General features: G+C 66.1%; 9 protein-coding genes and 1 tRNA gene. 5 read left to right on the forward strand and 5 right to left on the reverse strand.

From position 1 onward, the window contains the following. Nucleotides 1–41 precede the first annotated feature (41 nt). Genes A5733_RS00580 through A5733_RS00590 form a run of 3 tightly spaced genes read right to left on the reverse strand, consistent with a single transcriptional unit; the run spans nucleotide 42 to nucleotide 3,776 of the window. On the reverse strand, nucleotides 42–1,376 hold the full coding sequence (locus tag A5733_RS00580) for an AarF/ABC1/UbiB kinase family protein (protein ID WP_067776913.1): 1,335 nt from the start codon (nucleotides 1,374–1,376) through the stop codon (nucleotides 42–44). 42 nt (nucleotides 1,377–1,418) lie between these two features. Further along, the gene (locus tag A5733_RS00585) at nucleotides 1,419–2,258 is read right to left on the reverse strand and encodes a cyclodehydratase (RefSeq protein ID WP_076238668.1); all 840 of its coding nucleotides are present in this window, start codon (nucleotides 2,256–2,258) and stop codon (nucleotides 1,419–1,421) included. 60 nt (nucleotides 2,259–2,318) lie between these two features. Beyond that, the gene (locus A5733_RS00590; RefSeq protein ID WP_076238707.1) at nucleotides 2,319–3,776 is read right to left on the reverse strand and encodes a zinc-dependent metalloprotease; all 1,458 of its coding nucleotides are present in this window, start codon (nucleotides 3,774–3,776) and stop codon (nucleotides 2,319–2,321) included. A 91-nt stretch (nucleotides 3,777–3,867) separates the two neighbouring features. Here A5733_RS00590 and A5733_RS00595 point away from each other — a divergent pair, with 91 nt between their 5' ends. The 5 genes from A5733_RS00595 to A5733_RS00620 all read left to right on the forward strand — a co-directional run bounded on the left by A5733_RS00595 (nucleotide 3,868) and on the right by A5733_RS00620 (nucleotide 11,040). Continuing rightward, on the forward strand, nucleotides 3,868–4,896 hold the full coding sequence (locus A5733_RS00595; RefSeq protein ID WP_076238708.1) for a PDZ domain-containing protein: 1,029 nt from the start codon (nucleotides 3,868–3,870) through the stop codon (nucleotides 4,894–4,896). 96 nt (nucleotides 4,897–4,992) lie between these two features. Then, nucleotides 4,993–8,001 carry a UPF0182 family protein gene (locus A5733_RS00600; protein ID WP_076238669.1) on the forward strand — a complete coding sequence of 1,003 codons (3,009 nt, stop codon included), beginning with the start codon at nucleotides 4,993–4,995 and terminating at the stop codon, nucleotides 7,999–8,001. 169 nt (nucleotides 8,002–8,170) lie between these two features. After that, the gene (locus A5733_RS00605; RefSeq protein ID WP_076238670.1) at nucleotides 8,171–9,565 is read left to right on the forward strand and encodes an FAD-binding oxidoreductase; all 1,395 of its coding nucleotides are present in this window, start codon (nucleotides 8,171–8,173) and stop codon (nucleotides 9,563–9,565) included. Nucleotides 9,566–9,661: 96 nt separating this feature from the next. Continuing rightward, nucleotides 9,662–9,738: transfer RNA gene (locus A5733_RS00610), tRNA-Met, on the forward strand. A 306-nt stretch (nucleotides 9,739–10,044) separates the two neighbouring features. After that, nucleotides 10,045–11,040 (forward strand): tocopherol cyclase family protein, encoded by a 996-nt coding sequence (locus tag A5733_RS00620; RefSeq protein WP_076238672.1) that lies wholly within the window; start codon nucleotides 10,045–10,047, stop codon nucleotides 11,038–11,040. Nucleotides 11,041–11,045: 5 nt separating this feature from the next. Here the strand turns inward: A5733_RS00620 and A5733_RS00625 are convergent, their stop codons facing one another. Both A5733_RS00625 and A5733_RS00630 read right to left on the reverse strand, forming a co-directional pair. Continuing rightward, on the reverse strand, nucleotides 11,046–11,363 hold the full coding sequence (locus A5733_RS00625) for a hypothetical protein (RefSeq protein WP_076238673.1): 318 nt from the start codon (nucleotides 11,361–11,363) through the stop codon (nucleotides 11,046–11,048). A 235-nt stretch (nucleotides 11,364–11,598) separates the two neighbouring features. After that, nucleotides 11,599–11,991, reverse strand: coding sequence for a hypothetical protein (locus tag A5733_RS00630; protein ID WP_076238709.1), 393 nt, complete (start codon nucleotides 11,989–11,991; stop codon nucleotides 11,599–11,601). Nucleotides 11,992–12,175 lie beyond the last annotated feature (184 nt).

Below are 12,175 nucleotides of genomic sequence, written 5' to 3' on the forward strand. Positions count from 1 at the left end.
CGAGCATTTGCGCCCTGGCCGCAGAGTCGGCGTGCCGGCAGCTAGGCAGCTTCTTCGGAGAAGCCCGGGACCAGTTGTGTGGCAATCGCTTTCACGGGAACATGCGCGTCGAGTTGGCAGCAGATCGCGATGGTCGAGGCGATCACCCGCAGCGGGATGGCGAGATTCGGCGGCAGGTCGAGTTGGCGGGCGGTCTTGATCTGGGCCACCGAGTTGTCCATCTGCCCGGCTGCCATGCGCTGAATCCAGCGGCGCGTGTAGTGGAAGACGTCGACCTCGATCGGTTCGACGTACTGGCGCAACATGTCGTCGATCTCCTCGGTCGAGACCTGTTCGCCCTTCTGGATGAAACCGGCTGCCTCCATGGTGGGCAGTAGTTCGTCGTAGTTCTTGTCGCGGGCCAGCCGGATCGTCTCGCCCAGCGCGGTCGGGAAACCACCGGGCATCGGGGCGACGGCGCCGAAGTCGATGACGCCCATCCGGCCATCGGGCAGCAACATGAAGTTCCCGGGGTGGGTGTCGCCGTGCATCATCTCCATGCGCGCCGGGGCGTCGAACGTCAGTTCCGTAAGACGGGTGCCCATGAGGTCGCGCTGCTCGGGGGTGCCCTCCCGGATGATCACCGACATCGGGACGCCGTCCATCCATTCGGCGATGACGACCTTCGGTGCACTGGCGATGATGGCAGGGACCGCGAAGTGCGGATCGTTGTGGTAGGCCTTGGCGAACGCCCGCTGGTTGTCGGCCTCCAGCCGGTAGTCCAGTTCCATCTCGGTGCGTTCGATCAGCTCGTCGACGATGCCCTGGATGTCGGCACCGGGGGCCAGCTGCTTGAACACGCCGACCAGACGTTGGATCGTCTTGAGGTCGGCGCGCAGCGCTTCGTCGGCACCCGGGTACTGGATCTTGACGGCCACCTCACGGCCGTCGGACCAGACCGCCTTGTGCACCTGGCCGATGCTGGCCGACGCCACCGGGGTGTCGTCGAACGACGTGAACCGATCGCGCCACTTCGTGCCGAGTTGCCCGTCGAGCACCCGGTGCACCTTGGCCGCGGGCAGAGGCGGCGCCTCACGCTGCAGCTTGGTCAGCGCCTCGCGGTACGGCTTGCCGTACTGCTCGGGGATGACGGCCTCGACCACCGAAAGCGCCTGGCCGACCTTCATCGCCCCGCCCTTGAGCTCACCCAATACGGTGAACAGCTGTTGGGCGGCTTTATCCATCAATTCGGCGGTGACTTCGTCCTTGGACTTGCCGGTCAGGCGCTTCCCAAACCCCAATGCGGCCCGGCCCGCCATGCCGCCGGCCAAGCCGGCGAGCTTCGCATTCCGTGCGACGCTGCCCCGTTTGATGTCAGACACCAGACCATCATCCACGACTTGGCTGAACGGCCCACAACCAACTGGCAACATTCGTTTTCAACATGGGCAGTCCGGGTGGCGGGACCAGCGTCTTGCCACGATCGAGTACCCGTCGGCATCGAGTTCCAGCGTGGTGTTCAGCGTCGGCGGCGCCTGCGGGACCGGCTGCCGGTCGGCGGTGTGTCCGACCGCCCGGATCACCAACTCGACCTGCCGCATGGCCAGCGCCGCGGTGGCCAGGATGGTCGCCCGACTGGCGGTGCCGACCGCACCCCGGAGCTGGGTGGCCACGGCCGGCCACGCCGCATCGCGGTCGGCACGGTGCAGATCCGCACACTGCAGACAACTGGTCACCCCCGGGATCACCAATGGTCCGACCAGCCCGGCACCGTCACGCACCCGGACGGGTAGGTGGGCGATGCCGCCGTGATGCAGCTCCTGCCGAAGTCTCGGGTCGGTGACCTGGTAATCGGCCAACACCACCAGGTCGGTGGCGGCCGCCACGCCCCGGGCGTGCGGGTGGGTACTGCGCCGGACCCGTGCGCCCGAACAGCGCAGGCCGCTGGCCAACAGTTCCGACAGCGGTCCGCGGCCGTGAACGCGGACGGATGCCGATCGGGCGGGACCGTCCGGTGCGGCGGTCAGGACACCCGCCGTGGTCAGTGCATCGATCAGTTCATCGACGGCGTCGGCACCGACGAATGATTCATCGGCCATGAGCAGTTCATCGCGGGTGGCCCCGGTTTGCAGGGTGCGCAGCAGGTGCGCCAGTTGGGCCTGGGTGATGCCGGCCGGGGGACGAACCAAGACCGCGCGCCGCGGATCCCAGCCGAGTTGAACCGCGTCGTCGGGGCGCAGCAGGATCGGCCTGCCGGCAGCGAGTACATAGCGCGTCATGCGATGACTCTGCCACGGCCGCGGCACCGGGCGTTTCAGTTATCCACAGGCACCGAGGCGTCAGGGGTGGTCGGGCTGGTCCCCGTTGTCGTCGCCTTCGGCGTCGCCTTTGTCGTCGCCTTTGTCGTCCCCTTTGTCGTGGCCCTCGCGCTGCTCTTTCTCCAGGTCGGCGAAAGCCTGCTCGAAGGCACTGTCGAGGTCGCCGGTGTCGCCGCCGATCATGCGGTCGATGAAGGCGGCCGGCTCGTCGAGATCGGCGGCGCTGGGCAGAAGGTCGGGGTGCTGCCACACGCTGTCACGGGTGTCGATGCCCACTGCGTCGGTCAGCCGCTCCCACAGCAGGGCGGCTTCGCGCATCTTGCGTGGGCGCAGTTCGAGGCCGACGAGCGTGGCGAAGGTCTGTTCGGCCGGTCCGCCGGTGGCGCGACGGCGCCGCAGCGTTTCGGCCAGCGCCGAGGTGCCGGGGATGCGATCGCCCAGGGCCGCGGTGACGACGGTCTGCACCCAGCCCTCGATGAGCGCCAGCAGGGTTTCCAGCCGCTCGAGGGCGGCTTCCTGCTCGGGGGTGGCCTTCGGCTCGAAGATGCCCTGGTTGAGCAACTGCTCCATCTCCGACGGATCGCCGAGGGAGGCGGGGTTGAACCCGCGGGCGAAGTCCTCGATGCCCGACATGTCGACCTTCATGCCCTTGGCGAAGGCCTCGACCGCGCCGAGCAGCTGGCTCGGCAACCATGGCACGTGGCTGAACAACCGGTGATGGGCGGCCTCACGGGCGGCCAGGAACGTCAGGATCTCACTGCGGGGACGTTCCAGCCCCTCGGTGAGTGACTCGATCGCGTCGGGCATCAGCGCCGCGACTCCCTTGGGCCCCAACGGCAAGCCGATATCGGTGGAGGTCAACACCTCGCGGGACAGCTTGCCCAGGGCCTGACCGAGCTGAGACCCGAAGGCCATGCCGCCCATCTGCGACATCATCGCCAGCAGCGGCCCGGCCATGCTCCTGGCCTCCTCGGGCAGCGCCGAGGCCCACACCGACGAGATCTGCTCGGCCACCGGATCGCACAGCCGCTTCCAGGTGTCCAGGGTGTGGTCCAGCCAGTCGCTGGGCGTCCAGGCCACCGATTTGGTGGTGCCGGCGGGCAGGGGAGTCACCCCGTCCAGCCACGTCTCGGCCAACCGGACGGCATCGGCGACGGCGCCGGTCGTCTTTTCCGGCACCGGTGCGACGAACCCGATCGAGTTCGACGCCAACTGCCGGGCCAGGTCGTAGTTCACCGGACCGGATTGTTTGCCGCCGGCCATCGCCCCACCGGCGCCGCTGAACATCTCACCGAGCTTGGTGAAGATCTGGCCGAGGTCACCCATGTTGAAGTTGCCACCGCCCATGCCGAAGCCGAACGGATCTGCACCGGGACCTGGCCCGGGATTGCCGGAACCGGACCCCGAATCGGGGTCCTTCTTTTGCTTGTCTCGGTCGGGGTCGTCCCCGGCGGAGAAGCCGAAGGGCAGGTCAGCCATACCCATAACGGTACTCATGACACAGTGCCCGGGTGTGGCTGCGGGTCACGCTGTGGGTGAACACCACGACGCAGGCTTTACTGTGGGCGGCGTGAACAGGCGGATTTTGACGCTGCTCGTCGCCCTGGTGCCGATCCTGGCGTTCGGGGTGGTGCTCTCGGTGGTGACGGTGCCCTTCGTCTCGTTGGGGCCCGGTCCGACGTTCAACACCCTCGGCGAGGTCGAGGGCAAGGAGGTCGTCGACATCAACGGACCCGACGCGCACGTGCATCCCACCTCCGGGCATCTCAACATGACCACCGTCTCCCAGCGGGACGGCTTGACCCTGGGGCAGGCGCTGGCGTTGTGGATGTCGGGCCGTGAGCAGATGGTCCCGCGCGATCTGGTTTACCCGCCGGACAAGTCCCGCGACGAGATCGACAAGGCCAACAACTCGGATTTCAAGAAGTCCGAGGACAGTGCCGAGTACGCCGCGCTGTCATTCTTGAAATACCCGATGGCGGTGACCGTGCAGAGCGTCACCGATCCCGGCCCGTCAGCGGGCAAGCTGCGCGAAGGTGACGCGATCGACGGTGTGAACGGCACCCCGGTGGCCAACCTCGACGAGTTCCAGGCCGTTCTGAAGAAGACCAAGCCGGGCGATCAGCTGGTGATCGACTTCCGTCGCAAGAACGCGCCACCGGGCGTCGCCACCATCACCATGGGCGACAACCCCGACCGGGACTACGGCTTCCTGGGTGTCGGCGTGCTCGACGCGCCGTGGGCGCCGTTCGACATCAACTTCCACCTGGCCAACATCGGCGGGCCGTCGGCGGGCCTGATGTTCAGCCTGGCCGTCGTCGACAAGCTCACCACCGGTGATCTCAACGACGGCAAGTTCGTCGCCGGCACCGGAACCATCACCGGCGAGGGCAAGGTCGGGTCCATCGGCGGCATCACCCACAAGATGCTGGCCGCCAAGGAGGCCGGCGCCACGGTGTTCCTGGTGCCCGCCGACAACTGCACCGAGGCGCGCTCGGCGCCGCAGGAGGACATGGAGTTGGTCAGGGTGGAAACGCTGAGCCAGGCGGTCGACGCGTTGCACACGATTTCTGCCGGTGGCGAACCGCCTCGCTGCTGAACCGTGCCCAACCTGTGAATGGCTAGAGTTGTAGGAAATCGGGCGGCCCCACCGGGCATGTCACGAGTCGACCGAGGCTGAAACAGGAGTTCACGAGTGGGGATGCGGCCCGCGGCGAGGATGCCGAAGCTGACGCGACGTAGCCGGGTGCTGATCGCACTGGCACTGGTGGTGGTGCTGGCATTGCTGATCGGGCCACGCGTCGTCGACGGCTATGTCGACTGGTTGTGGTTCGGCGAGCTCGGGTATCGCTCGGTGTTCACCACCGTGCTGGCCACCCGCGTGATCGTGTTCCTGGTGGTGGGGCTGCTCATCGGGGCCGTGGTGTTCGCGGCGTTGGCGCTGGCGTACCGCAGCCGTCCGGTGTTCGTCCCGGCCGCCGGGCCCAACGACCCGGTGGCGCGCTACCGCACCACGGTGTTGGCCCGGCTGCGGCTGTTCGGTATCGGCGTGCCGGTGTTCATCGGTCTGTTGGCCGGCGTCATCGCGCAGAGTTACTGGGTGCGGGTGCAGTTGTTCCTGCACGGCGGAGACTTCGGGATCACCGATCCGCAGTTCGGCCGCGACCTGGGCTTCTACGCGTTCGATCTGCCGTTCTACCGGCTGGTGCTGACCTACCTGTTCGTTGCGACGTTCCTGGCGTTTGTCGCGAACCTGCTGGGGCACTACGTGTTCGGCGGAATCCGGCTGACCGGGCGCAGCGGTGCGCTGAGCCGTGCCGCGCGCATCCAGCTGATCAGCCTGGTCGGCATCCTGATCCTGCTCAAGGCGTTGGCCTACTGGCTGGACCGCTACGAACTGCTGAGCAATACCCGGGCGGCCAAACCGTTCACCGGCGCGGGCTACACCGACATCAATGCCGTGCTGCCGGCGAAGCTGATCCTGTTGGCCATCGCGGTGATCTGTGCGGTGGCGGTGTTCTCGGCGATCGTGTTGCGGGACTTGCGGATACCGGCCATCGGCGTGGTGCTGTTGCTGCTGAGCTCGCTGGTGGTGGGCGCGGGGTGGCCGCTGATCGTCGAGCAGTTCAGCGTCAAGCCCAACGCGGCGCAGAAAGAAGCCGAGTACATCAGCCGCAGCATCGCCGCCACCCGGCAGGCGTACGGCCTCACCGATGACACGGTTACCTATCGCAATTACGAGAGCAACGCGCAGACCACCGCCGCACAGGTCGCGGCCGACCGGGCGACCACGTCGAACATCCGGTTGCTGGACCCGACGATCGTCAGCCCGGCCTTCACCCAGTTCCAGCAGGGCAAGAACTTCTACTACTTCCCGGATCAGTTGTCGATGGACCGCTACATCGGCCCGGACGGCAACCTGCGCGATTACGTGGTGGCCGCGCGCGAGCTGAACCCGGACCGCTTGATCGACAACCAGCGGGACTGGATCAACCGGCACACCGTCTACACCCACGGTAACGGCTTCATCGCCTCGCCGGCCAACACCGTGCGCGGAATCGCCAACGATCCCAACCAGAACGGCGGTTACCCGGAGTTCCTGGCCAGTGTGGTCGGGGCCAACGGCAGCATCATCTCGCCCGGACCGGCGCCGCTGGATCAGCCGCGGGTGTACTTCGGTCCGGTGATCGCCGATACGTCCGCCGACTACGCCATCGTCGGCAAGAACGGTGACGTCGACCGCGAGTACGACTACGAGAACAACACCGAGACCAAGAACTACACCTACACCGGTGCCGGCGGCGTCCCGATCGGCAACTGGCTGACCCGGTCGGTGTTCGCGGCCAAGTACGCCGAGCGGAACTTCTTGCTGTCCAATGTGATCGGTGAAAACAGCAAGATCCTGTTCAACCGTGACCCGGCGCAGCGCGTCGAGGCCGTGGCACCGTGGCTGACCACGGACACCAGCGTCTACCCGGCCATCGTCAACAAGCGCATGGTCTGGATCGTCGACGGCTACACCACGCTGGACAACTACCCGTACTCGGAGTTGACGACGCTGTCGAGTGCGACCGCCGACTCCAACGAGGTGGCGCTCAACCGCCTGGCGCCCGACAAGCAGGTGTCCTACATCCGTAACTCGGTGAAGGCCACCGTCGACGCCTACGACGGCACCGTCACGCTGTACGCGCAGGACGAGCAGGACCCGGTGCTCAAGGCCTGGATGAACGTCTTCCCGGGCACGGTCAAACCGAAGTCGGACATCTCCCCGGAGCTGCAGAACCACCTGCGCTACCCGGAGGACCTGTTCAAGGTGCAGCGCGCGCTTTTGGCCAAGTACCACGTGGACGACCCGGTGAAGTTCTTCACCAACGCCGACTTCTGGGATGTACCACTGGATCCCAACCCGACGGCGAGCAGTTTCCAACCGCCGTACTACATCGTGGCGCGCGACATCGCCCACAACAACGGCTCGTCGTCGTTCCAGTTGACCAGTGCGATGAACTGGATCCGACGTGACTTCCTGGCGGCCTACATCAGTGCCAGCTCCGATCCGGACAACTACGGCAAGATCACCGTGTTGACCATCCCAGGCCAGGTCAACGGTCCCAAGTTGGCGTTCAACGCGATCAGTACCGACACCGCGGTCTCCCAGGATCTCGGTGTGATCGGACGCGACAACCAGAACCGCATCCGCTGGGGCAACCTGTTGACCCTGCCGGTGGCCGACGGTGGATTGCTCTATGTGGCACCGGTTTACGCCTCACCGGGCAGCAGCGACGCCGCGTCGTCCTATCCCCGCCTGATTCGGGTGGCGATGCTCTACGGCGACAAGGTCGGTTACGCCCCGACCGTCAGTGACGCGCTGACGGAGATCTTCGGCCCGGGTGCCGGTGCCACCGCAACCAATGTGGCGCCCACCGACAACAAGCCGCAGGCAGCGGCCGGTACACCGGAAGCGCCCGCGGCCGCCCCGCCGCCGGCCAATGCCGACGGACAGGCGCCGCAGGTGGTTGCCCCGCCGGCGGCGGTGCCACCGGGCGAGCCGGTGCAGTTGTCGCCGGCCAAGTCCGCCGCGCTCAAGGAGATCGAGTCGGCGATGTCGGCGGCGCGCGATGCTCAGCGCAGCGGTGACTTCGGCAAGTACGGTGATGCGTTGGAGAAGCTCAACGATGCGATGAACAAGTACGACTCCGCGAAGTAACGTCTTCCCGCGAGCAGACGCAGATGTCCCGCACCGCCCGGCGTGTCGGGTACATCTGCGTCTGCTCGCCGTGAGTTGACCTGGACACCAAGTCAACGCCAAGAGGTCCCGGGCATGCTGTGCGCCGACATTGCATCGGCTGCGCAGCAGCATTTTTGAGAGGACCTCGATGACCCTGACCGATCTTCCGCACGGCGGGCTCGACGACGCACTGGAGGGCCTACGCGCCCACGTCGCCGCCCCCGTCGCATTACCGGGGGAAGCCGGCTATGAGCGAGCCACCCCGTGGAATGTGGCGGCCAGGGTGGAGCCCGCGGCGGTGGTGTTGGCGGCGACGGCCTATGACATCGCCAACACCGTGCGGTTCGCCGCGGCTCGCGGGCTTCGGGTGGCTGTGCAGGCGACCGGACACGGTGCCCTGGCCGTCGAACCCGACACCATCCTGGTGGTGACGGCCGAGATGAACACTGTCACCGTCGATCCGGTGGCCCGGACTGCGCGGGTGGCCGCCGGGGCCACCTGGCAGCACGTCCTCGACGCCGCCGCGCCGCACGGTCTGGCTGGGCTGGGTGGCTCGGCGCCAGGGGTCGGCGTGGTCGGGTATCTCACCGGCGGCGGGATCGGACCGCTGGTGCGCTCGGTGGGCCTGTCCGCGGACTATGTGCGGTCGTTCGAGTTGGTCACCGGCACCGGGGAGCTGCTGCGCGCCAGCCCGGAGGAGAACGCCGAGCTCTTTTGGGGTCTGCGCGGCGGCAAGTCGACGTTGGGCATCGTCACCGTTGTCGAGATCGAGCTGTTGCCGATTCCTGAGTTCTACGGTGGCACGGTGATTTTCGACGGTGTCGACGCGGCAGTGGTCCTGCGGGAATGGGCGCACTGGTGTGCGGATCTGCCCGAGTCCGTCTCGACCTCGATCGCGCTGCAACAACTCCCAGCAATGCCGGGTGTTCCCGAACCGTTGGCCGGCCGGTTCACGGTCGCGGTGCGTTATGCCGCGCTCGGTGACTTCGCGGAGGCCGAGCGGCTATTGGCGCCGATGCGCGGTGTGGCCACTCCGGCACTCGACACCGTCACGGTATTGCCTTATGCCGCAATCGGAGCCGTGCATGCCGACCCCGTCGACCCGATGCCCGTCTACGAACACCACACGCTGCTACGGGAATTGACCGCGGAAACCGTCGAGGTGCTGTTGAGCGCAGCCGGACCCGACTCCGGCTCGGTGCAGACGATCGTCGAACTACGCATGTTGGGCGGCGCCCTGGCGCGCGAGGGTCGTCATCGCAGCGCGTTCTGCCATCGCGACGCCGCCTTCGCCGTGACCACGATCGGGGCGCTGGTGCCACCGGTGGCCGATGTGGTGGTGCCGCAGGCCGGTGCGCTCATGGTGGCGCTGTCCCGCTGGTCCAGTGGCGGCCAGCTTGCCAATTTCGCGCCGTCGGAGGACGCCGGACGGGCCGGGCGGGTCTACGACGAGGAGACCCGGCACTGGCTAGCGGCGCTGGCGCAGCGGCATGACCCGGCCGGGGTGTTCCGCTGCGGTCAAGTCGTGCGTTATGCGGACTGATTCTGCGGTGGTTCTCGGGCCGGATTCGACCAAAAACCGGCGCTGAGCAGACGATTTGGAGCTCTGCGTAAGACCCCGGTAACCTTGTATTCGCAACGCGGGGTGGAGCAGCTCGGTAGCTCGCTGGGCTCATAACCCAGAGGTCGCAGGTTCGAATCCTGTCCCCGCTACCAGCGAGAATGGCCCTCGGAGGAATCTCCGGGGGCCATTCTCTATTGGGCTTCGGACATCTGGAATGCCGCCGCTCAGGCGGCGGCGTCCTGCACCTCGGGCTCACTGTGTGCGCATGACGTGCACTCGGGGGACTCGATGTCGAACTCACCGCAACTCGGGCAGATAAACGGAATCACCGGGCCGTCCTTTCTCGCTCTGCGGCCCGCCGTGGTGCCGCGCTGCCTGCCCTGTACCCCGTGCCGGACGCGATCGAAACCAACCATTTTCGACGTGCATCTGCTGCCGAATCTGGGTACCAGGGCAGCATGGATGCTGTTGATGTCCTCACCTGGCCGGCCCGGGAACTCGTGGCGCTGTATCGCCGGACGGGCGCTGACGTGCCGCTGGGGGATCCGTTGCCGTCCCATGGCACCGAGATGGAGGGCTGGTTCTGGCGACTGACCGATGCGGCCTCGGGCCGGGTGGTGGTGGCCTTGTGTAGTAGCAACCAGCATCCCGACGGGGACTGGTCGACGTCGGCGATCGCTCTGGAGCCGGGCGGAATGGTTCGTGCTGCCGCGATCGACGGGGTCGAAGCCGATCGGCGCGATTTCGTGGTCCGCGCCGAGAGCGGCGGCAACGTTCTGGACGCCAACCGGTCGGGGTTGCGGTTGACCATCGACGACATGACTGTCGACCTCGCCGTGGACAACACCCAGCCATGGCCGAAGGTCTTTGGCGGAGGTGGCCTGTTCTCCTCGGTTCCGTTCCTCAACCAGTACTGGCAGCCGTATTGCCTGGGCGGGCGCGCCTCCGGGACGGTGAAAGGCGCAGGTATCGACTGGCAGTTCGACGACGCGCGACTGTACTGCGAACGCAATTGGGGAGCCGGCTTCCCGCAGCGCTGGTGGTGGGGTGAAGCTCACGACTTCGGCACCGACGATGTCTGCGTGGCCTTTTCGGGCGGCTTACTCGAAATGGGTCCGGTGGGGCAGGAGGCCACCGGCGTGGTGGTTCGGCTCGGCTCACGCGTGCTGCGCCTCACCCCTCCCGCGCTGGTGAACTACCAATTCGACCGGGACAGCTGGCATTGGCAGATCACCGCCCGCACACCACAATTCGTGGTCGAGCTCGACGGCCAAGGCAACGGTGGGTCCCCACACGTGTTGCCCGTGCCGCTTCCCGCCGAACGCCGCAACATCGACAGCGACTACGAGTTCCTGGCCGGAACGCTGCGCTGCACTGTGCGTGAGTGGGGCAAGACCATCTTCGACGGGACTTCGCCGCTGGCCGGCCTGGAGATCGGCGACCGGCCCGCGTGAAGCAATCACGCAAATTGATCGACACAGGTGTCCAGTCGCCGAGCACGCCACGCTAACCTCAAACGAATTCTCCTGTCCTTGCGGCCAGTACTCCACGCGATGAAGATCACCCGCAGCGCTGAGGAGGTGAAAACCGGCAGCCCGAACTGCCCGATGAGTGGCACCGACAGTGCGGTGAGCGGGTCACCGCCGAGGGGAAAGGCGTCCCGGTCCACGGCGACGGGGTAGTAGTCGCCGAGCATGTGGGTGATCGGGAGGTAGAACACCAGACCGGCGATCTGGTCGGTGATCATGATCGGCGCCGCGGTGTGGGCGTCGGTCACCGTGGCGAGACAGTGTTGAACGGATGCGCCGCGTGAAGGTTCCGAAAAATGCTACGCTGCAGCCGGTTTCGTATCCAATACTTCGCGTCGATGAACGTCGATCTGGCGCTATCCGGGTAGCGAGCCGAAGTCCTGCGTGCGGTAAGTGTCAGCTGACCGCCGCCGCTGTCAACCGCTGCTCAAATCGAATGTGGCGAGCGGATAGCATTGCAAAATTCAACAGGGGATACGGCGGCTAATTGAAGTTCACTGGGGTAAACCCACCCGCGTCGGTGTAGGTGGGCGGCAGCCATTGGGGTTCGCCCGGCACTACCGTGTCCGGCGTAACCGGGTATTTAACCTTCTCGAACACCTGCTCGTCCTGCCAGTAGCCACCGCTGGTGGAGCAACTGTACGTGCCGCAGCTTGTACTGATAGGCACCTGGTGCGCAGGTATCCAGACCATGCGGAATCGCACCCAGCTTCCGTCTGGCTGCTTCGGCCCATCGCAGATGCTGCGCGTTTGAGTGCCGAGAAATCCCCAACGATCATTTTGGCAGCCGGGTTGTACGTCGGCGTTTGCTAGAGGAGTGCAGACGGTCCCTACAACGATGGCCATTGCAACGCTAGCAGCTAGTTTCAGCTTCATGACTATCCCCTTCAAAGAGGGAATATAACGTCGGACCGTCAATCTGGCAACGGTCGGCAACGATGTTAATGGACGATGATGCAAGCGTTGCTAATGTTGCTGACGAGGCACGTGTGGCAGAGCTGATTCTTCGAGTCGTCAGGTACGTCGTGGGTGTCGCGCGAAGTGCAACAAATCAGTTTGG

It is taken from the genome of Mycobacterium sp. NS-7484 (assembly GCF_001953975.1).
GTDB lineage: Bacteria > Actinomycetota > Actinomycetes > Mycobacteriales > Mycobacteriaceae > Mycobacterium.